Source organism: Streptomyces polyasparticus (assembly GCF_014493765.1).
Classification (GTDB): domain Bacteria; phylum Actinomycetota; class Actinomycetes; order Streptomycetales; family Streptomycetaceae; genus Streptomyces; species Streptomyces polyasparticus.
On the sequence record NZ_JACTVJ010000016.1, the window covers coordinates 24,054 to 43,917 of the forward strand.

The window sequence follows — 19,864 nt, forward strand, 5'->3', positions numbered from 1 at the left end:
ATTCGAACGTCAGTCACAAGTCGATGCAGCGCAGATCACGTGAAAGTCACAGTTTTGACGGGGCGTCAGTTACGAGGGGTCGTCAGCGTGTCACGGAAGCCGGGCGTTCTGGGGTGAACTCGACCGGAAGCGCCCGCAATCCGCGCATGATGAGTCCCCCACGCCACCTCAAATCGCCCTCTTCTCCCGTAAGTCGGAGATCCGGCAGCCGCGTGAGCAGCGTGGCGAGCGCCGCCTGTCCTTCGAGCCGGGCCAGGGGTGCGCCGAGGCAGTAGTGGATGCCGTGGCCGTATCCGAGGTGCTGGTTGTCGCGGCGCGCGAGATCGAGGGTGTCCGGCTGTTCGAAGCGCTCGGGGTCGCGGTCCGCGGCCGCGAGCACCACGAGCACGGGGTCGCCCACGGCGATCCCCTGGCCGCCGATGGTCAGCTCCTGGGTGGCGAAGCGCCAGGTCGCGAGCTCCACCGGCCCGTCGTAGCGCAGGAGTTCCTCGACTCCGGTCTCCAGGAGGCCCCGCTCCCCCGCGGCGAGCGACTCCTGGAGGCGGGCGCGCTGCTCGGGGTGGCGCAGCAGCTGGTACGTCCCGTTGCCGATCAGGTTGACCGTGGTCTCGAAGCCCGCGAACAGCAGGATGAAGGCCATCGCGGCGGCCTCGTTCTCCGTGAGGTGCTCGCCGTGGTCGCTCGCGCGGATCAGGCCGGAGAGCAAGTCCTCGTCGGGGGCCGGGTGTTCGGGCAGTTCGGCGCGCTTGCGGTGGATCAGCTCGGCGAGATAGCCGCGCATCTTCTTGACCGAGCGCGCCACTCCCCCGCGCGGACCGCCGCCGTGCCGGATCATCATGCCCGCCCAGTCGCGGAAGTCGTCCTGGTCCTCGGGCGGTACGCCGAGCAGGTCGCAGATCGCGTAGATGGGGAGCGGGAAGGCGAACTCGTGGATCAGGTCCGCGCTCCCCTTCTGTGCGAAGGAGTCGATGAGCTGGTCGGTGAGCTCCTGCACCCGCGGCGCGAAGGCCGCGACCCTGCGGGGCGTGAACGCCTTCGAGACCAGACGCCTGAGCCGCGTGTGGTCCGGCGGGTCGATGTTGAGCAGGTGGGTCATCAGGTCGGCTTTGCGCTCGCCGGGGATGCCCGTCCTGCCCTTGGTCTGCTCGTCGCCCGCGTGGTGCACCGGGTTCTTGCTCAGGCGCTGGTCGGCGAGCGCCTGCTTGGCGTCCGCGTACCGCGTGACCAGCCAGGCCTCCACCCCGCTCGGCAGCGTGGTGCGGTGCACCGGGGAGTGCTCGCGCAGCCAGGCGTAGGCGGGATAGGGGTCGGTGGCGAACTCCCACGTGAAGAGCTCGGGCGCGGAGGAAGGCACGGGGGCGGGCGGGGTAGTGCTGGTCACCCCTCGACCGTATCCGCCCCCGCCTCGCCCTTCTCCACGAGCCGGATCGCATCCCGGTACGCCCGTCCCGCCGCCCTGAGCGCCGCCTCCGGGTCGATGCCCTCGGCTTCCGCCCGTACGGCGAGAGCGAGGAGCTCGTAGCCGAGGCCCGTGCCCGGGGGCAGCTCCACGTCCAGACCGGCCGTCCGTACGCGCGAGGCGAGCTTGGCCGCCAGGGCGAGGCCGGGCTGGCCGAGCGGAACGCCGTCGGTGACCGAGTCGCGCTGCTTCTCCTCGGCCTTGGTGCGCAGCCAGTGCGCCTTGACCTCTTCGGGGGTCTGCGCGGTGTAGTCGCCGAAGACGTGCGGGTGGCGGTGGATCAGCTTGGTGACGATGGTGCCCGCGACATCGTCGATGTCGAAGGGCTCCTCCTCGTCCTCGGCGGCGATCCGCGCGTGGAAGACGACCTGCAGGAGTACGTCGCCGAGCTCTTCGCGCAGTTCGGTGCGGTCACCGTCCTCGATGGCCTCGACGAGTTCGTACGCCTCCTCGATGCCGTACTTCGCCAGGCCCTTGTGGGTCTGCTGCGAGGACCAGGGGCACTCGCGGCGGATGCGGTCCATGACCTGGACGAGGTCGAGGAGGCGGGCGCCCGGCAGGTCGTACGAGCCGGGGAGCAGCTCCAGGTCGGGCATCTGCACGCGGCCCGAGCCCGCGAGCCGGGCCAGGCCGTCGGTCAGCCGCGGGTCGCCCTCACCGCTCGCCACCACGACCACCGTGCGGCCGCCCGTACAGGCGTCGACGAGCTCATCGGCGACGAGGTCCCGGTGCTCGACGCCGACGCCCGCCTCGCGCAGATACGGGAGTTGGGGGTGGGCCGGGTCGGTGCACAGGACCTGGTCGGCGTCGTGCAGGAGCTGCCAGGCCGGCCAGGAGAGCAGGCCGGGGGCCACGCGGTGGGTCGTGGTCAGCAGGATGATGCGGCCGGGGGCGTCGGGAGCGTTCACGTCCGCCAACGTACCTCGGAGGTCACGTGGGCCCGAAGCTCGCGTATGCCCGGAGGTCACTTGTAGCGGACGGTCACCTTCTCGAAGCCGAGCGAGGTGAGCAGGCCTTCCAGCATGCCGGTGGTGTTGCGTTCGGCGCGGGCGGTCAGTCCGCTGTCCTCGGCGGCGTCGCCGATGTGCCGGACCGCGAGTTTGTTGACGGCCTGTTCGCCCGCGGGGTTGTCGGAGAAGAGGTCGCCGAGCCGGTCGAGGAGGCCGCGCTGCTTGGAGACCGTGTAGGAGCGGTCGGGGTCGAGTGTCGCCTTGGCGAGGCGTGCGTGCGGCAGGGTAAGGGTGGCGGTGGTGCGGTCCTTGTCGACGCGGACGTTGTCCTCTTCGAGGGCGCCCAGGTCGACATAGGCGGTGACCGTGCCGGAGCCGACGAACAGGGTGCGGGTGCCGCGGATCGCGTCGGGCAGGAACTTGGCGTCCTTCTCCAGGTCGACGACGACCTGGTAGGAGCCTGCCGCGCCTTCGTAACGGCTCATGTCCCGCAGCGACTTCAGTACGGCGGGGCCCGAGCGGTCCTTGGTCTCGGAGCCGAAAAGGTCGTCGAGGCCGGGCAGCAGCCGCAGTTGTCCGGCGATCAGGACGAGCACCATGGTCATGGCCAGGGCGGCGGGCAGCGTGATCCACCAGGGCAGCCTGCGGGAACGTGCCGGGGTGTGCGGCCGCCGAGGCTTGGTCTCGGTGGTGGTCATGGCTCCCGAGTTCCCGCGGCGGGCCGGGGCACACCGCGGGAACCGGCGTACTGCGGGGCTCTTACGCCTCCTTGGCGCCGCCCGACACCTGGCGCACCCACGGCGTCACGGCGTCCGCGCGGCGGCTCTTGGTCATGTCCCAGGCTCCGTAACGGGGGTTGAGGTCCACGTCGAGGGCGCGGGAGGCGTCCGAGAGCGCCTTCCAGAAGGCCTGCTGGCCGGCCTCGGTCTGCGGGTCGGCGCCGAGCGACTGGTACAGCTTCTGCGCCTCGATCTCCGTACGGAGGGACTCGTCGATCCGCGACGGCGGGATGTTGTACTGCTGCAGCCAGCCCATCTCCAGGGCTTCCGCGCTGCCGGCCTGCTTGACCAGTTCGCCGCGCAGCGTCTGGATCTCCTTGCGGGTCACGGTGACGCCCGCGTCCTCGGCGGCCTGGTGCAGCACGCGGTCGAGGACCATCGACTGCAGGGTGTCGCGGGTGAGCCCGCCGGTCTTCTCCACCGCCTGTGCGTAGTCGCCGCTCTTGGCCGTGGCCGCCTGCTGGGCCGAGCGCACTTCATTGACCCGGGACTGCAGCTGCGCCATGGAGATGCGCTCGCCGCCGACGACGGCGGCGGCGCCGGGATGGGCCTCGTTCGAGCAGGCGGCCAGGAGGGGCGCTGCCGCGAGGAGCGCGGCGGAGACGGTGAGCGCGGTGCGACGGCGGCGGTGCAAAGGGGGCCTCCCGGCGGCTGCGGCGAGATTGTGCGTCAGTGCACAAGCCTTGCGGTGATCGATGTTAGGCAGTGGACGTGGGTTCGGCCACTGGTTCGACCAACGATTCACGGGCAGTTCGGGATGCGCGTCCATCCCGGTGCCGTGTCAGCCCCGCACTTGCCCGAGCCAGTGCAGCGTGCGGCGGATCTCGCCGGGGAACGCGTGGTTCGGCCCGTGCAGCCTTTCGGCGTCGTACAGGAGCGCGCGCAGCATGTCGTGGGCGGCGGCGCGGTCGCCGAGGGCGAGCAGCAAGTGGCCGATGCGGCGGCGGACTTCGAGGGCGATCTCGCGGTCGGTGGTCGCGTACTGGTTCTCGTAGTACGGCAGCAGGGCGCGGTATTCGGTGAGGGCGGCGGCCGGTTCGCCGAGCTGTTCCAGGCACTGGGCGGCGTCGTAACGGAACTGCAGGGCCGCCGGGTCGGCGACGCCCGCTTCGGCGGCGCGTTCGTCGGCGAGACGGCGCAGTTCGGGCAGGGCGCGGCGGTACTGGCCGTCGTCCATGAGCGTGGCCGCGTACTGCTTGCGCAGGGTGCGTACGACGGGCGAGTGCTCGCCGTGCTGCTGTGCGGCGGCGGGCAGGATCGCGCCGAGGATGTCGACGGCCTGGGTGATCCGGCCCTCGCCGAGCAGGCGCTTGACGTCGTCGACGGCCTGGGCGACGTCGGGCTTGCGCTGGTCCACGGGCGCGGCGGCGGGCACCGCCTGCGCCGCGGGCGTACGGGCGCGGTCGGGCCAGGGCGCGGCGGGGCGCAGGAACGGGCGGGTGGGGTCGAGCGGTCCGCTCGGGCTGCCGTGCGCGGGAAGGAGCGGGACCAGCGCCTCGTACACCTCCTGGGTGGAGGCGGGGCGGTGCTGCGGGTCCTTGGCGAGCATGCGCAGGACCAGGGCTTCGAGCGCTTCGGGGGTCTCGGGGCGCAACTGGCGTACCGGCAGCGGGGGTTCGTAAAGATGGCGGTGCAGGACCCCGAGTGCGGTGGTGCCGGCGAAGGGGACGTTGCCGCTGAGGAGTTCGTGCAGCAGGACGCCGAGGGCGTAGATGTCGGTGTACGGGCCGACGGCGCCGCCCATGGCCTGCTCGGGGGCCATGTAAGCGGGGCTGCCGATCGGGGAGCCGGTGTGGGTGAGGCGGGTGGTGTCGGAGTCGATGACGGAGGCGACGCCGAGGTCGAGGACGGTGAGGGTGCCGTCGGGCTTCACCATCACATTGCGCGGCTTGAGGTCGCGGTGCACGATCGGCACCGCGTGCACGGCGGAGAGCACCCCGCACAGCTGGACGGCGACGGCCACGGCCCACGGCCAGGGGTACGGGTCGTGCTCGGCGAGGTGGTCGGCGAGGTCGGAGCCGTCCACGTACTGCATGACGAGGTAGAGGTCGTCGTCCACACTGCCCGCGTCGTGCACGGTGACCAGGCCGGGGTGGTCGACCTGGGCGGTGACGCGGCACTCGCGCACGAAGCGGCGGCGCAGCTCGTCGGCCTCCTGGCCCGCGACCTTGTCGGGGCGCAGCAGCTTCACGGCGACGCGGCGGTCCAGGCGCTGGTCGTAGGCCGTCCAGACCTGGCCCATGCCGCCCTGCCCGATGAGCGTGGACAGTTCATAGCGGCCCGCGATGATGCGTCCGGGCACACTCACCTGTCGTCCTCCGGGCGGCGGTCACGGTCGCTCGGCGGGAAGTCACGCCCGCTCTGCCCGTTCGACGTCTCGTCGTGGCCGCGCAGGAAGCTGCTCAACTCGTCGAGTTCGGCGCGCACCTGGTCGATACGGGCGGGCGCGGGGCGCTGCGCGTTCGGGGGCGGCGGGGTGGGCAGGGGCTGCTGGGGCAGCGGCTGCTGTGCCGCCGGCTGGATCGGCTGCTGGATCGGCTGCTGCTGGGGGTGCATCGGCGCGGTGACGCCCTGGTGCGGGAGGCCCTGGCCGTACGCGGTGGGGGCGGTGGGCGGGTAGCCGTAGGCCGGGGGCTGCTTGTGGAGCTGGGGCTGCGTGTAGCCGGCGGGGCCCGACCAGCCGTGGAAGTGCTTGATGTCCGCGTACAGGAAGTAGGTGACGCACCCGACGAGGTTGGCGAGCAGCAGGAGCAGGCCGATCCACTCCTGGTTCGTGTCCAGGTCGTCGGTCGGCTCGCTGCCGATCAGGGCGAGGCACACGATCACCACCACGAGGGAGGAGGCGAACAGCACCCAGTCCCTGGCCTTCTTGGTGAGGATCGCGATCCGTATCAGCGGCGCCCAGGCGAGCATCCCGCACAGGCCGATGGCGAGCACGACGAAGACCACGCGCAAGGTCACCAGCGCCGCGTCGGAGGGACGGCGGCTTGGCGGTGGTGCGTAGCCGGGGCCGTGCATGGGGCTGCTCCTGAAAGCGAATCCTGAACCGAACGGGATACCGAGTCGAGACGTGCAGAGTCGAGCGTATAAGGCGACCAGGACAACGGGACCGGGGTTGTACGTGATCGACGAACTCGATCCGGTCACGGACCCGCGGACTCCGTTTGTGCCCAGGTGACGGGCCCTCCTGCACCCAGGTGGCGGACCCCGCTCAGCCCGGCGCGATCGTCCCGTCCGTGAGCCCGTCGTACGTGCCCTGGACCAGCTGTTCGCCGAGCCTTGCGGCCCGGCGCAGGGAGTCCTCGAAGGCCGCGAGGGCGCGGAACCGTTCGCCGTACGCGCGCTGCTGGGCCGGCGGAAGCCGCGGGATCTGCAGACGCCGTACGTCGAGCCGGGTGGCGGTGGAGGCGTAGCTGCTGGCCTGGCGGTTGTTGGCGGTGCCGCGCAGGAAGCCGGCCAGGAACCAGGGGTCGAGGGCCGCCGGGTCGGGGCGCAGCAGGCACAGGTTGCGGCCGAGTGCGGCTCCCGCGGTGGCCGCGTCGACGACGCGGGTGACACCCCCGCCGCCGAGCACGGGCACGATCACGTCGCCCTCCTCGGTGAGCTCCGGCTGGTCGTGGTCCTCCGGCAGGGTGCCGGAGGGGGCCGCGGCCGTGAACACGTCGTGGTCGGTCAGGACGGGGACGGTGCCGCCGAGCGCCACGGCCGCGTTGCCGACCTGGAGGGTGAGCGCGCCCGCGCGGGCGAGTTCGCCGACGGTGGTGAGCGGCCAGCGGGCGTCCGGGGCCGGTTCGGCGGCGGGCGGGGTCAGTTCGGCGGTCAGTTTCAGGGTGTCGGTGAGCTTCTCGCGTACGGAGCCGAGCTGCTCGATGCCGCCGGCGGCCGCGGACGGCGGCAGATGGCGGGCGGGTGCGAGGTCCACGTCGTCGTCGAGGAGTTCGATCACCGGGATGGCGCGGGCGAGGCCCGGCTGCTCCTCGGCGGTGCCGGTGCGCTCGTACGCCTCCCAGGCCTCGGTGACCGCGGACTGCAGGGCGGGCCAGGGGAGTTCGGGCTGTCCTTCGGGGACGAGTCCGGCGGTCTCCATCAGGAGCAGCTCGGCGGCGATGGGGGTCCCCCCTGTTCGAGCGGAGCCGAGAACTTGGGGGCGGGTGGCCGGGCCCGGGCGGCGGAGCACCCACAGGTGGAGCGGGATGTTGTGCGGGGGCGCGGCACCCGCGGGCAGCGCGATCACGGCGCGCAGGGCGCCGCGGCGAAGGAGGTCGGCGCGGATACGGCGGCCCGAGCGGCGGGATGCGGCGGCGGGCGGCATCAGGAGGACCGCGGTGCCGCCGTCGGTGAGGCGGGCGAGCGCGTGCTGGACCCAGGCGAGCTCGGATTCGGTGCGGGCGGGGAAGCCGTACTCCCAGCGGGGGTCGTAGGCGAGTTCGTCATGGCCCCAGTTGCGTTCGTTGAACGGCGGGTGGCAGACCACCGCGTCCGCTCTGAGCTGCGGATACGCGTCGGCGCGCAGGGTGTCGCCGGCTCTCGTGCGGATCCGTCCGTGGCCGGTGAGCGCCAGACGCAGGGCCGTCAGGGCCGCGAGTTCGCCGGCCGAGTCCTGGCCGTACAGCTCCAGGTCGGGGTGTGCGGCGACGGCCCTGAGCAGGGCGCCCGTGCCGCAGGCCGGGTCGAGCACGGAGCGCGCGGGTCCCGCGAGGCGCGCGATCAGCTCGGCGGGGCCTGCCGGAGTGGGCGTGTACTGGCGCGAGCCCGCGTCCAGGTGGCGGCCGAGCAGGAACTCGAAGGTCTGCCGCGTGCCCAGCTCGGCGGCGAGTTCGGCGGCCGCGCGGAGCAGGGGGACGGAAGCGCGCAGCTCGTCGGTGGCCGGCGTGGGGAACGCGCGCTCCTGTACCGGCCCGAGACGGGCGGTGAGCACGCGCTCGTACGCGACGGGCAGGAGCTCGGCCAGGCGCTGGTCGGAGAGCGCGTTGAGTTCGAGCCAGTCGGTGGGGCGCTCGTGCACGAGCAGCAGTTCACAGCCGAGGTGGAGCAGCGCGGTGCCGGGGCCTTCGGGGTGGCCCGCGAGCTGCTGCCAGACGCGTTCACGCAGCGGGACCTCGGCGAGCTTGCCCTGGCGGCGCAGCCAGTCCTCGACATCGGCGAGCGCGAAGGACGGGCTGGTCTCGGTGCCGCCGACCGGCTTGGGGAAGTCCGCGTGGCGGCGGCGCCAGTTGCTCACGGCGGCCCGGCCGACCCCGGCAAGGCGGGCGATTCCGGCGGCGGTCACCTCTGTCGCGCTCGTAGGCACCCGGCTGACTCCCCTCTGGATACGTGTGTGCGGTGAACCCTACCGCTCACACCCGTGAACGGACCAGAACTTGTTAACCGTGTTGACTCGGTTCACAGCCTCTGTTCTTATTGACCCAGCGGTTCACAGCCCACCGAGTTCACGGGCTCACAGCCGGCCTATGACCGTTCACTTGTGCACGAAAGGTGCTTCAGATGTCTCAGCAGCCCCAGTGGTCGCAGCAGCCCCAGCAGCCGTCGCAGCAGCAGATGCAGCAGCCGACGTACGGCTCGTACGGTCCCCAGCACGCCGCGCCGCAGCCGCCGCGCAGACGGAGCTGGGTCGCCCGGCACAAGGTGCTCACCGGGATCGGCGCGCTCGTCGTGATCGTCGCGATAGGCGGGGCGCTGGGCTCCGGCGGTTCCGACGGCTCGGACGGCTCGAAGGACTCGGCCTCGGTATCGGCCGGCAGCGGATCGGGCTCCGACAGCAAGGCGAAGGGCGGCGACGACGCGAAGAAGGCCGAGGAGCCGAAGGTCGCCATCGAAGGCGACGGGGACTTCGAGGTCGGCGCCGACGTCAAGCCCGGCACGTACAAGACCGCGGGCAACGACGACGGCATGTGCTACTGGGAGCGCCTCAAGGACTCCAAGGGCGAGCTCGAGTCGATCCTCGCGAACGACAACGTGACCGGCACGTCCTACGTGACGATCAAGACCGGCGACAAGCTGTTCAAGTCCTCGGGCTGCAAGGGCTGGACCGCGGTCGACGAGGCCGCCAAGGGCTCGCCGAAGGGCGGGGACGTCAAGGGCGACGGCGGCATGTTCAAGGTCGGCGTCGACATCGCCCCCGGCACGTACAAGTCCAGTGGGAACACGGACGACATGTGCTACTGGGAGCGCGCGAAGGACGCCGAGCACGGCATCGACTCCATCGCCGCCAACGAGAACGTCAACGGCAACGGGATCGTGACGATCACCGCCAAGGACGCCTACTTCAAGACCACTGGCTGCCAGGACTGGAAGAAGACGGGCTGACGCCCCTTATCCCGAGCCCAGTCCCCTCGCCGTCACCGCCACCACCACCTCACTCACCACCACCCCACACAGCTCACCCACCCCACACTCACCTTTCTCCGGGGGGAGAACCACCATGCGCCGCACCGTCCTCACCACCGCCGGCCTCGCCCTGAGCGCCGCCCTCGCCCTCACCGCCTGCGGGTCCGACAGCGGGTCCGACAGCGCTTCGTCCGGCAAGGGCAAGGGCTCCGACAAGACAGTCGCCAAGAACAAGGAGCCGTTCGCCGACGCGTCCGGGCCCGAGATCGCCGACCGGGCCATCGAGGCCACCGCCGCCGCGAAGTCCCTGCGCGTCAAGGGCACCGTGCCGGACGCCGACCTGGGCACGATCACCCTCGACATGGCCATGGACACCCAGGGCGTCTGCGCCGGCTCCATGTCCGTGGGCGGCCAGGGCAAGGCGGACATCGTCAACGACGGCAAGACGGTCTACATGAAGTACGACGAGGCCTTCCTGCGCGCCCAGGGCAAGGGCGAGCCGAAGGCCGACGTGGACGCGGCCGTGGACATGCTGGGCAACCGCTGGGTGAAGACCTCCGCGACCGGCGAGGGTGCCGAGGATCTGGCGGCGTTCTGCGATCTCGACCAGCTGCTCGGCGAGTTCAAGAGCGGTGACTCCGCGGCCCGCAAGGGGAAGGTGACGACGGTGGACGGCCAGGAGGCCATCACGCTCACCGAGAACGACGGCGGCGAGCGCTACACGATCTACGTGGCGACCAAGGGCAAGCCGTATCTCCTGAAGCTCACTTCGGACGCGGCGAAGGACGGCGAGAACCTGACCTTCACCGACTACGACAAGCCGGTGGACGCCAAGGCGCCTTCGGGGGATGTGCTGGACCTGGACAAGATGTAACCGGCGCTGCGCAGATGGGCTGTCCTCTCCGCGGAGGACAGCCCATCTGCGTATACGGCTCAAAGCGCGTGCCGCACCCAGACGTTGGGCTCGACATACACCGCGTAACCCCGCTCGGCGGCGCAGTGCACGGGCACCAGGGCGCCGGGGACCTCGATCTCGCCGCTCTTGTCGAAGGGCTCGCCGGTCCACTCGCGCCACTGCGCGAGCGTGCCGTTCACACACATCGACACGGGCGCGACCTTCTCGATCACACCGCCGGCCCGTACGTGCACCCGCAGCCAGGGGTCGGCGGGCAGTCCGTCCTCGTCGCGTACCCGGAACGCGTACTCCTCGATCGGGGTGAGCGGCTCCAAGTGCTTGGCGTTGGGGCGCACCGGGGCCACGACCTCAAAGAAGCCGCGCTTACGGGCGTTGTCGCGCATCGCGCCGAGCATCGTGTACGAAAGTCCCCTGCCCTGCTGCCCGCCCGCGACACTGATCTCGATGGCGCTCACCGTGTCGGGCTCACGGCCGTACTTCAGGTCGGAGAACGCCCACTGCAGCACCCTGCCCCAGCCGCCCGCGGGCAGCTCGCCGCGCCCCGGTGCGTTCAGCGCGAACGGCACGCTCATGGCCTTGGCCACCACGGCGCCGCTGTCGTCGGTCGCGACGAAGGTGTACTCGGGCAGCTCGGCGGCGATCCGCGGATAGTGCGTCCAGCCGACGAGGTCGTGGCGCACGAACTCGTTCCAGGTCTCGGGCATCTCGTCCATGGCGCCCTGAAGGTGGGGGCGCTCGGCGAGGGTGGTGACGGAGATGTCGCTCATGCGGGCACGGTAACCGCGCATGCAGGGGGCGCCAAGTGAGTTAGGGGCAGCACAGGGGCGGGGTGCCGGCCGGGTACGCGGGCTCAGTTCGCGTGGAAGCGCGGGGGTGCCATCGTCGGGGCGTTTCCCTCGGGCAGGCGCTGGTCGGGGCAGCCGGTGAGGATCCGGCGCATCGCGTCCCGTTCGGCCGCGGTGACCCACACGCCGTACTTGCGCTTCACCGCGACCTGGCCCGCCACGTACTCGCAGCGGAACCCCTTCACCGACGGCAGCCACGTCGCCGCGTCCCCGTCCCCCTTGGACCGGTTCGCGCTCGCCCCGACCGCGAGGAGATTGAGCGGATCGTTGGCGAACGCGATCCGCTTGCCCGGCTCCCACTTCTGGGCGCCCTTCTGCCACGCGTCGGAGAGCGCCACCAAGTGGTCGATGTCGACCTTGCTGTGGCCGCGTTCGAAGGACACGTCCTGTCCGCTGTACGGATCGGGGGCGAGCTCACCGGCGAGGACCGTGCACTCGTCCTCGTCGGTCCGCACCTCCTCCAGGTCGCGGGCCAGGATGTCGTCGCGGGTGCCGCAGCCGTTGGAGTCGGTGTCGGCCCAGGGGCTGCCGAAGCGGTCCCGGTCGTATCCGGTCTTGGGCGCGCGGCCCTTGACCGTGAGTCCGTCCACGGCCGCGAGGGCCGAGCCCGGCTTGGAGTCGACGGGCTCCTCCTCGAGCGGCGTGCAGCCGACGGCCACCGCCATGAGCAGGGCGAACCCCGCCGCCGTATGTACGCGTCCCGCCGCCTTATGCACGCGTCCCGCCGCCGTATGCACGCGTCCCGCCGCCGTATGTACGCGCCTCACGCGGTCCACGCGCCCCACCCTGCCCCTCCCGCACGGACGGCCCTGTTGCCGGGCCCAGACCTTACCCGGGTGCCCATACCGGGCGTGACCAGGCATCACTGGACACCGGTGGGCATTGTGTCGAGGACGGGCGTATGGTCGGAAGCGACGGGGCGAAATGCGGCATATGTACCGCCTTCCCCGATCGCCCCCACGCCTCCGAAGGGAGCCCACGGATGGGTCTCGGCGACAAGATCAATGAAATGAAGGAAAAGTTCGGCGGCCAGGCCGAGGACAAGGCCAACGAGGTCGTGAAGAACGTCGGCGACGAGATCGACGAGAAGACCGGAGGCAAGTACTCCGAGCACGTGGACAAGGCGCAGCAGGCCGCCACCGAGCAGATCGACAAGCTCGACGGCCAGCAGGGCTGATCCCACGGGCCCACCCTGGCCCCACAGAACCACCTCGCACAACAGCGCCGTCCGCGGCCAAGCACCACCGCGGACGGCGCTTCTTGTCATCTGCCGCGCACAGATGGCCAGTTGCCGTGCCCGAAGGTCACAGCGGGCGGTGGCCAACGTTTTGCCGATCCCCCACGTCCACGCCTCACCGACCCCCACGTCTACGCCTCGCCGATCCCCCACACCTTCTCCGCGGGGCGGCCGCCTACACCTTGCCGATCCCCAGCGTGTTCTCCGCGGGCAGCAGCCCCGAACCGAGCGCGGCGACCCAGAACTCGCCGAGCAGCTCGGCCAGTTCGTCCACCCGGGCCGCGCCCAGCGCACGCCAGGGAGCGGCGGCGGCCTCATCGGTGTGGCGCTCCACCTCGGCGCGCAGCGCACGGCCGGCCTCGGTCGCCGTTCCCTCGGTGTCCAACAGGCCGCGTGCGACGAGCCGTTCACGCGCGGCGGCCCACTCCTCGGCGCTCCAGCCGCGGCTCTCGAAGCGCTCGACGGACGCGGCACCGATGGCCGCGAACGACACCAGGGCCTCGACGGCGTCGAGACCGGCGACGGTGAGCGCCGCGAGATGCCCGTCGCCGCGGTGCTCGCGCAGGATCGTGAGCGCCTGCCACAGCACCAGATGCGGCTCGTCGGGCCAGGTCAGCGCGGCATTGGCGGCGGCGAGCGGCCGGCCCGCGAGCGGCGCCGCCTCGGCCGCCTGCCGAGCGAGGGCCGCGGCGCGGGCGAGCTCGCGGCTGCCGATACGGTCACCGAACACGGCACGGTACGTACGGTCGACAGCGCGCCCACGGGCCGCGAGCACGGCCTCGGGGGACGCCGTGTCCCATGCGCCGGCCATGTTCTCGCCGACCATCCGCGGGCTGAAGCTGTAGAAGGCCGCGGTCACCAGCCCGGCACTCGCCGCCCCGAGCGGCGCCGCACGCCAGGCGAAGTAACTCGGCCACCGCTCATCGGTCTTGTAGCCCAGCGCGGCGGCCTCCTCGAAGGCCTCGGGCGCGTAGTAGAGGAGGGCATGCAGGGGCTCGCTCAGATGCCAGAGCTGCCGCACACGACTGAGCGCGATCGCTTCGGACACGGTTCCTCCACACGGGACGGCTCAGCAGGTCGACGCCGGCCAAGCGGTTCAGACGGAGACGACCTCGCCCTTCCAGTCGATCGTCGCGGAGTAGGCGGCCAGGTCGTCCGGGTCCGAGGTGACGATGAGCCCCGCATGATGCAGGACAGCCGTGACCACGACAAGGGCGTCCACCGCGTCCGGTCGTCTCGTGGGCGGCAGGTCCGCCTGCCCCAGCATCCAGCCCGCGCGTCGGTAGTCGTCCACGGTATAGCCGAGAAAGACGTGGCACTGCTTCAGGAATTCCGCGAGCCGGTACTGACGCGGCCCGCCCCGCCATACCTGCGCCAACACCGGGCCCGGAACGATGGGGCGCACACCAGCCGCCCGCCACACTCCGTGCAAGTAGCGCATGTCCACACTGCCGCGCTCGACAGCAATGAGCGCACCGCTGTCGTAGACAACCTGTGGCGTCATGCCGTCCGGGACTCCCCACCGAAGAACCGACCGAGCACGCCGTCGAGTTCAGCCTTGCGCTCCGGGGACAACGGCTCAGGGTCGGGCCAGATCGCGGCATCCGCGGCCGCGTGTGCGGCGCGGGTGGCCGCATCTGCGTCACGGAACGTGCGCTCTATGGCTTCGTCCCGTTCCACCGCCCCCAGCACCCTGGCCTCGATGTACGCCGACACGGTCACCTGCGCCCGTTCGGCGGCCCGCCGCACCCGCTCGGCATCGGCGGGGTCGATGGTGAACGTCACCCGAGTCTTCGCCACACCTTGAGGGTAACACGACGTATGAACATCGGCAGGGGCGTAGGAGAAGGGCGCCCGACGCCTCGACGCCAGCCCCTCAGGACCCCAGAATCGTCGTCAGGAACTCCCCGGTCCACCCCAGCAACTCCCGCCCCAGCAAAGGCTTTCCGCCGACCTTCGCCGTCTTCGGGCGCGGTACGAGGATCTGGTGGGCGGCCGGCTTCATGACCGTGCCCGGATAGAGCCGCTTGAGGCGCAGCTCCTGCGATTCGCGCAGCTCCACGGGTGCGAAGCGGATGTTGTTGCCCTGGAGCACGATCTCGCCGACCCCGCAGGCGCGGGCCAGCATCCGCAGCCCGGCCACGAGCAGCAGGTTCTCCACCGGCTCGGGCAACTTGCCGTAGCGGTCGGTGAGTTCCTCGCGTACCGCCTTGATGTCCTCTTCGGTGTTGGCGGAGGCGATGGCGCGGTAGGCCTGGAGGCGCAGCCGCTCCCCCGGCGCGTAGTCGTGCGGGACGTGTGCGTCGACGGGCAGCTCGATCTTGACTTCGAGCGGTGCCTCTTCCTCGATCTCGCCGGTCTCCAGCTGCCGGCGGTAGTCCGCGACGGCCTCGCCGACCATGCGTACGTACAGGTCGAAGCCGACGCCCGCGATGTGACCGGACTGCTCGCCGCCGAGCAGATTGCCCGCGCCGCGGATTTCGAGGTCCTTCATCGCCACGTACATGCCCGCGCCCATCTCCGTGTGCTGGGCGATGGTGGCGAGGCGCTCGTGCGCGGTCTCGGTGAGCGGCTTCTCCGGCGGGTACAGGAAGTACGCGTATCCGCGCTCGCGGCCTCGGCCGACGCGGCCGCGCAGCTGGTGCAGCTGGGAGAGGCCGAAGTTGTCGCCGCGCTCGACGATCAGCGTATTCGCGTTGGAGATGTCGATGCCGGACTCGACGATCGTGGTCGAGACGAGCACGTCGAACTTCTTCTCCCAGAAGTCCACGACCACCTGCTCGAGAGCAGTCTCGGACATCTGGCCGTGCGCGGTGGCGATCCGGGCCTCAGGGACGATGTCGCGGAGCCGGGCGGCCGCGCGGTCGATGGACTCGACGCGGTTGTGGATGTAGAAGACCTGGCCCTCGCGCAGGAGTTCACGGCGGATGGCCGCGCCGATCTGCTTCTCCTCGTACGGCCCGACGAAGGTCAGGACCGGGTGGCGCTCCTCGGGCGGGGTGGTGATCGTCGACATCTCGCGGATGCCGGTGACGGCCATTTCGAGCGTACGGGGGATGGGCGTCGCGGACATCGTCAGGACGTCGACGTTGGCGCGGAGCTTCTTCAGCTGCTCCTTGTGCTCGACGCCGAAGCGCTGCTCCTCGTCGACGATGACCAGGCCCAGGTCCTTGAACTTGGTCTCGGAGGAGAAGAGGCGGTGCGTGCCGATGACGACATCCACCGAGCCGTCCCGCAGCCCTTCGAGCGTGGCCTTGGCCTCGGTGTCGGTCTGGAAGCGGCTCAACGCCCGTACCTTGACCGGGAATTGGGAGTAGCGCTCGGAGAACGTGCCGAAGTGCTGCTGCACGAGCAGGGTCGTGGGCACGAGCACGGCGACCTGCTTGCCGTCCTGTACGGCCTTGAAGGCGGCCCGTACCGCGATCTCCGTCTTGCCGTAACCGACGTCGCCGCAGATCAGACGGTCCATCGGGACCGACTTCTCCATGTCCTCCTTGACCTCGGCGATCGTCGTCAGCTGGTCGGGCGTCTCCGCGTACGGGAACGCGTCCTCCAGTTCGCGCTGCCAGGGCGTGTCCGGGCCGAAGGTGTGGCCGGGGGCGGCCATGCGCGCGCTGTAGAGCTTGATCAGGTCGGCGGCGATCTCCTTGACCGCCTTCTTGGCCCGCGCCTTGGTCTTCGTCCAGTCCGCGCCGCCGAGCCGGTGCAGCGTGGGGGCCTCGCCGCCCACGTACTTGGTGATCTGCTCCAGCTGGTCGGTCGGGATGTAGAGCCGGTCGCCGGGCTGGCCGCGCTTGGCGGGCGCGTACTCGACGACGAGGTACTCGCGGGTGGCGCCCTGGACCGTGCGCTGCACCATCTCGATGTAGCGGCCGACACCGTGCTGCTCGTGCACGATGTAGTCGCCCGGCTCCAGGGTGAGCGGGTCGATGGCCTTGCGGCGGCGGGCCGGCATCCGCGCGCCGTCCTTGCCGGCCGCCTTCTGGCCGGTCAGGTCGGTCTCGGTGAGGACCGCGAGCTTGAGCTGAGGGTCGACGAAGCCGTAGTCGATGGAGCCGCAGGAGACGTGCACGACCGACGGCGCGAGGTCGGCCTTCGAGGCGAGGTCCTTGTCGAGGCGGGCCGCGATGCCCTCGTTGCTCAGGACCTCGGCGGTGCGGGTCGCGGGGCCGTGTGCCTCGGTGACGAAGACCGTGCGCCAGCCGTCGGCGTTCCACTGCTTGGCGTCCGCGAGGGCACGGGCGGTGTCGCCGCGGTAGGTCTCGGGGGCGTGCATGCCGAGCTTGAGGGTGTCCGAGCCCAGATCTTCATCGGCCGCGAACGGCGAGACGGACCACCACATCATGTCCAGCTCGCGGGCCCGGTCCCGTACGTCCGCGATCCCCCACAGGGAGGCCGCGCCCACGTCGATCGGAGCCTCGCCGCCGCCGGCCGTGGCGGCCCAGCTGGCCTGCAGGAACTCCTGGCTGGTGGCCACCAGGTCGGTGGCGCGGGTGCGCACGCGCTCGGGGTCGCAGACGACGGCCATGGCGCCCTTGGGCAGGACGTCGATCAGGAGCTCCATCTCGTCGACGAGCACCGGCGCGAGGGACTCCATGCCCTCGACCGCGATGCCCTCGGCGATCTTGCCGAGCAGCTCGCCGAGCTCGGGGTGCTGCTCGGCGAGCGTGGCCGCTCTGGCCCGTACGTCCTCGGTGAGCAGCAGCTCGCGGCAGGGCGGGGCCCACAGGCCGTGCTCGGCGATCTCCAGGGAGCGCTGGTCGGCGACCTTGAAGTAACGGATCTCCTCGACGTCGTCGCCCCAGAACTCGATCCGGAGCGGGTGCTCCTCGGTCGGCGGGAAGACGTCCAGGATGCCGCCGCGTACGGCGAACTCGCCGCGCTTCTCGACCAGTTCGACGCGCGCGTACGCGGCTGCGGCGAGCGCCTCGACGACCTCGTTCAGATCAGCCGTCTGGTTCTGCTTGAGACTGACGGGCTCCAGGTCGCCGAGGCCCTTGACCTGCGGCTGCAGTACGGAGCGGATCGGGGCGACGATCACGCTGACGCGGCCGGTCTCCGGGTCGGCGTCGGCGGTGGGGTGGGCGAGCCGGCGCAGCACGGCGAGGCGGCGGCCGACGGTGTCGCTGCGCGGGCTGAGGCGCTCGTGCGGCAGCGTCTCCCAGGACGGGTACTCCGCGATGCCTTCCTCGGGCAGCAGGGACCGCAGCGCCGCGGCGAGATCCTCGGCCTCGCGTCCCGTGGCGGTCACCGCGAGGACGGTACGGCCGGTCTCGCGGGCGAGCGCGGCGATCGCGAAGGGACGGGCGGCGGGCGGGCCGACCAGGTCCACGTGCATCCGGTTCGCGTCCCGTGCGGCATCCACGGCTTCCACGAGGGCGGCGTCTTCGGCTACGGCATCGAGCAGACCGTGCAGGCTCATGAAGGGTTTTCCCGTCCGGATGGTCAGTTCTCGGGCAACGCGAACACCCGGCTTCGCGCGGAGGGCGGGCCGGGGATGGCTCCAGGGTACGCCTGCGGGGGTGCGTGCGCTCCGGGGTTCCGGGCGGGGCGGGGCCGCGTGCGGGAGGCGGTTGCCGGGCCGGCCGTGCTCGCACATCGAAGGCGGTTGCCGGGCCGGCCGTGCTCGCACATCGAAGGCGGTTGCCGGGCCGGCCGTGCTCGCACGCCGGAGGCGGTCGTGTCGCCCCGGCGCGAACGTGCGTCCGCGCCGTGTTCGAATTGGCGTCACCAGGGAGCGCCTCCCCCGGTGGTCACCGGGGGCGCCGCCCCGGTACCCGCCGACCGCTTGGAACCCGAGCACTCCCGAGGACCCCGCATGCGCACCGCCGTCGATCCGTCCGCCGCGTCCGACGCCTCCGGCAAGGGCGCGGACGAGGCCGCCGCGTCGTCCGGCGTACGCAAGGGAGCCCGGCGGGCGCGCGACACGTGGGGTCTCGCGCCCTGGGGGCTCGCGGGGCTCCTCTTCGTCGCGTACACCACCGTGTCCGTGCTGCGGTGGGAGAAGTTCGGCACGCGCTCGTGGGATCTGGGCATCTTCGAGCAGGCGATCCGGGGATACGCGCAGCTGCAGGCGCCGATCGCCGATCTGAAGGGCCCCGGCGCGCATATCCTCGGCGACCACTTCAGCCCGGTCACGGCCCTGATCGCGCCCTTCTACCGGCTGTTCCCGGGGCCGGTGACGCTGCTCGTGGCGCAGGCGGCGCTGTTCGCCTTGTCCGTGGTGCCGGTGACGCGGGCCGCGAGCCGGCTGCTCGGCCGTGGCGGCGGGCTCTGTCTGGGGCTCGCGTACGGCCTGTCATGGGGCCTGCAGCGGGCCGTCGACTTCGACTTCCACGAGATCGCCTTCGCCGTACCGCTGATCGCGTTCTCGCTCGAGGCGCTGCTCGCCGAACGCTGGCGCGCCGCGCTGCTCTGGGCGCTGCCGCTGGTCCTCGTGAAGGAGGACCAGGGCCCGACGCTGACGGCGATCGCCCTGGTCGTGGCCTGGCGGGCGCACGGGCGGGTGACATCCGGCCGCGGCGAGGGCGGGGCGGGAGCCGTCGACGGGCCGGACGTGGAACGGGCACGGACCGCTGTTCCGTACGCGTTCGCCGTGGCCGCCTTCGGGGTCGTGGCCGCCCTGCTGGTCTTCTTCTGGATCATCCCGGCTTTCAACACCCTCGGCAGCTACGAGTACTGGAACCGTCTCGACGGCGGCTTCCCCAGCCCGTTCGCCGGGTTCGAGGTCAAACTGCACACGCTGGCCTGGCTGCTGCTGCCCACGGGCCTGTTCGCCCTGCGCTCGCCCCTCGCCCTGATCGCCCTGCCCACCCTCGGCTGGCGCTTCGTCTCCTCGGACGACTCGTACTGGGGCACCGACTGGCACTACAGCGCCGTGCTCATGCCGGTGATCGTCCTCGCCGCGGCCGACGGGATAGCCCGGACCCTGCACGGCGGGCGCCCGAAGCTGCGCCGGATCGCGGACCGGGCGCCGCTCGCGATCGCGGCCGTGGCACTCGCCCTGACCGTCTCGCTGCCGCTGGGCACGCTCACCGATACGGCGACGTATCGCGTCCCCGCGTATGCGCGTCAGGCGGACGCGCTGCTCGGCCGGATTCCCGACGGGGCCACCGTCGAATCGAACATCGGGCCCATCAGCCGGCTCGCCGGCCGCTGCCGTGTCCTGTGGATCGGCAACTCCCGTGGTGTGACGCCCGATTACCTCGCTCTGGACAACCGGGCGGGCCGCTACCGGGATCCGGTTGCCGAGGCCCGGCGCCTCCATCCCGACGCCCGCTTCCAGGAGTTGGGCTCGGCGGGCGGGTTCCTGGTCCTCGAGCGCGTCGTCTGACCGCCGCCGCTCCCGACG

The 19,864-nt window shown here is 71.4% G+C and carries 17 protein-coding genes; 4 read left to right on the plus strand and 13 right to left on the minus strand.

The window, feature by feature from the left end; genetic code table 11:
- Positions 1–82: 82 nt before the first annotated feature.
- The 7 genes from H9Y04_RS29860 to H9Y04_RS29890 all read right to left on the minus strand — a co-directional run bounded on the left by H9Y04_RS29860 (position 83) and on the right by H9Y04_RS29890 (position 8,478).
- The gene (locus H9Y04_RS29860; RefSeq protein WP_187817205.1) at positions 83–1,381 is read right to left on the minus strand and encodes a cytochrome P450 family protein; all 1,299 of its coding nucleotides are present in this window, start codon (positions 1,379–1,381) and stop codon (positions 83–85) included.
- Positions 1,378–2,376: a nucleoside triphosphate pyrophosphohydrolase gene (locus tag H9Y04_RS29865; RefSeq protein ID WP_187817206.1), complete on the minus strand. Its 999-nt coding sequence runs from the start codon at positions 2,374–2,376 to the stop codon at positions 1,378–1,380. The genes H9Y04_RS29860 and H9Y04_RS29865 overlap by 4 nt, the downstream gene beginning before the upstream one ends.
- 47 nt (positions 2,377–2,423) lie before the next feature.
- Positions 2,424–3,107 (minus strand): DUF4230 domain-containing protein, encoded by a 684-nt coding sequence (locus H9Y04_RS29870; RefSeq protein WP_187817207.1) that lies wholly within the window; start codon positions 3,105–3,107, stop codon positions 2,424–2,426.
- A gap of 61 nt (positions 3,108–3,168) precedes the next feature.
- Complete coding sequence (locus H9Y04_RS29875) at positions 3,169–3,822, minus strand: SurA N-terminal domain-containing protein (protein ID WP_187817208.1); 654 nt, start codon at positions 3,820–3,822, stop codon at positions 3,169–3,171.
- Between the two features lie 147 nt (positions 3,823–3,969).
- Positions 3,970–5,496, minus strand: coding sequence for a serine/threonine-protein kinase (locus H9Y04_RS29880; protein ID WP_308801182.1), 1,527 nt, complete (start codon positions 5,494–5,496; stop codon positions 3,970–3,972).
- Positions 5,493–6,206, minus strand: coding sequence for a hypothetical protein (locus tag H9Y04_RS29885; protein WP_187817209.1), 714 nt, complete (start codon positions 6,204–6,206; stop codon positions 5,493–5,495). Before H9Y04_RS29885 ends, H9Y04_RS29880 begins: the two co-directional genes overlap by 4 nt.
- Positions 6,207–6,399: 193 nt before the next feature.
- Positions 6,400–8,478 carry an N-6 DNA methylase gene (locus H9Y04_RS29890; protein ID WP_187817210.1) on the minus strand — a complete coding sequence of 693 codons (2,079 nt, stop codon included), beginning with the start codon at positions 8,476–8,478 and terminating at the stop codon, positions 6,400–6,402.
- Between the two features lie 194 nt (positions 8,479–8,672).
- On the opposite strand from H9Y04_RS29890, the gene H9Y04_RS29895 reads away from it, so the two are divergent.
- Together H9Y04_RS29895 and H9Y04_RS29900 are read left to right on the plus strand one after the other, a co-directional pair.
- Positions 8,673–9,494, plus strand: a complete 822-nt coding sequence (locus tag H9Y04_RS29895) for an Rv1352/Rv1906c domain-containing protein (protein WP_236071649.1) — start codon at positions 8,673–8,675, stop codon at positions 9,492–9,494.
- Between the two features lie 115 nt (positions 9,495–9,609).
- Entirely contained in the window at positions 9,610–10,389 is a 780-nt protein-coding gene (locus tag H9Y04_RS29900; RefSeq protein ID WP_187817211.1) for a hypothetical protein, read from the plus strand.
- Between the two features lie 59 nt (positions 10,390–10,448).
- Here the strand turns inward: H9Y04_RS29900 and H9Y04_RS29905 are convergent, their stop codons facing one another.
- Together H9Y04_RS29905 and H9Y04_RS29910 are read right to left on the minus strand one after the other, a co-directional pair.
- A complete protein-coding gene (locus tag H9Y04_RS29905) occupies positions 10,449–11,198 on the minus strand; it encodes an N-acetyltransferase (RefSeq protein ID WP_187817212.1) in 750 nt (249 codons plus the stop codon).
- An 83-nt stretch (positions 11,199–11,281) separates the two neighbouring features.
- On the minus strand, positions 11,282–11,941 hold the full coding sequence (locus H9Y04_RS29910; RefSeq protein WP_187817344.1) for an HNH endonuclease family protein: 660 nt from the start codon (positions 11,939–11,941) through the stop codon (positions 11,282–11,284).
- A 344-nt stretch (positions 11,942–12,285) separates the two neighbouring features.
- Here H9Y04_RS29910 and H9Y04_RS29915 point away from each other — a divergent pair, with 344 nt between their 5' ends.
- Positions 12,286–12,453 carry an antitoxin gene (locus tag H9Y04_RS29915; RefSeq protein ID WP_214661769.1) on the plus strand — a complete coding sequence of 56 codons (168 nt, stop codon included), beginning with the start codon at positions 12,286–12,288 and terminating at the stop codon, positions 12,451–12,453.
- Between the two features lie 235 nt (positions 12,454–12,688).
- On the opposite strand, the gene H9Y04_RS29920 is transcribed toward H9Y04_RS29915, so the two are convergent.
- The 4 genes from H9Y04_RS29920 to mfd form a co-directional block, all read right to left on the minus strand.
- Positions 12,689–13,561 (minus strand): SCO6745 family protein, encoded by an 873-nt coding sequence (locus H9Y04_RS29920; protein WP_187817214.1) that lies wholly within the window; start codon positions 13,559–13,561, stop codon positions 12,689–12,691.
- A 48-nt stretch (positions 13,562–13,609) separates the two neighbouring features.
- Positions 13,610–14,017, minus strand: a complete 408-nt coding sequence (locus H9Y04_RS29925; RefSeq protein ID WP_187817215.1) for a hypothetical protein — start codon at positions 14,015–14,017, stop codon at positions 13,610–13,612.
- Positions 14,014–14,313 (minus strand): hypothetical protein, encoded by a 300-nt coding sequence (locus H9Y04_RS29930; RefSeq protein ID WP_187817216.1) that lies wholly within the window; start codon positions 14,311–14,313, stop codon positions 14,014–14,016. The genes H9Y04_RS29925 and H9Y04_RS29930 overlap by 4 nt, the downstream gene beginning before the upstream one ends.
- Before the next feature lie 76 nt (positions 14,314–14,389).
- Positions 14,390–17,935: a transcription-repair coupling factor gene (mfd, locus tag H9Y04_RS29935; protein WP_187817217.1), complete on the minus strand. Its 3,546-nt coding sequence runs from the start codon at positions 17,933–17,935 to the stop codon at positions 14,390–14,392.
- Between the two features lie 396 nt (positions 17,936–18,331).
- On the opposite strand from mfd, the gene H9Y04_RS29940 reads away from it, so the two are divergent.
- The gene (locus tag H9Y04_RS29940) at positions 18,332–19,846 is read left to right on the plus strand and encodes a DUF2079 domain-containing protein (RefSeq protein ID WP_187817218.1); all 1,515 of its coding nucleotides are present in this window, start codon (positions 18,332–18,334) and stop codon (positions 19,844–19,846) included.
- The last annotated feature ends 18 nt before the right edge of the window (positions 19,847–19,864 follow it).

What these genes read in the sequence shown, in the direction of transcription:
- H9Y04_RS29870 (WP_187817207.1), bottom strand. Translation starts at nt 3,107, where the DNA reads ATGACCACCACCGAGACCAAGCCTCGGCGGCCGCACACCCCGGCACGT.
- H9Y04_RS29885 (WP_187817209.1), bottom strand. Translation starts at nt 6,206, where the DNA reads ATGCACGGCCCCGGCTACGCACCACCGCCAAGCCGCCGTCCCTCCGAC.
- H9Y04_RS29895 (WP_236071649.1), top strand. Translation starts at nt 8,673, where the DNA reads ATGTCTCAGCAGCCCCAGTGGTCGCAGCAGCCCCAGCAGCCGTCGCAG.
- H9Y04_RS29900 (WP_187817211.1), top strand. Translation starts at nt 9,610, where the DNA reads ATGCGCCGCACCGTCCTCACCACCGCCGGCCTCGCCCTGAGCGCCGCC.
- H9Y04_RS29905 (WP_187817212.1), bottom strand. Translation starts at nt 11,198, where the DNA reads ATGAGCGACATCTCCGTCACCACCCTCGCCGAGCGCCCCCACCTTCAG.
- H9Y04_RS29910 (WP_187817344.1), bottom strand. Translation starts at nt 11,941, where the DNA reads ATGGCGGTGGCCGTCGGCTGCACGCCGCTCGAGGAGGAGCCCGTCGAC.
- H9Y04_RS29915 (WP_214661769.1), top strand. Translation starts at nt 12,286, where the DNA reads ATGAAGGAAAAGTTCGGCGGCCAGGCCGAGGACAAGGCCAACGAGGTC.
- H9Y04_RS29925 (WP_187817215.1), bottom strand. Translation starts at nt 14,017, where the DNA reads ATGACGCCACAGGTTGTCTACGACAGCGGTGCGCTCATTGCTGTCGAG.
- mfd (WP_187817217.1), bottom strand. Translation starts at nt 17,935, where the DNA reads ATGAGCCTGCACGGTCTGCTCGATGCCGTAGCCGAAGACGCCGCCCTC.
- H9Y04_RS29940 (WP_187817218.1), top strand. Translation starts at nt 18,332, where the DNA reads ATGCGCACCGCCGTCGATCCGTCCGCCGCGTCCGACGCCTCCGGCAAG.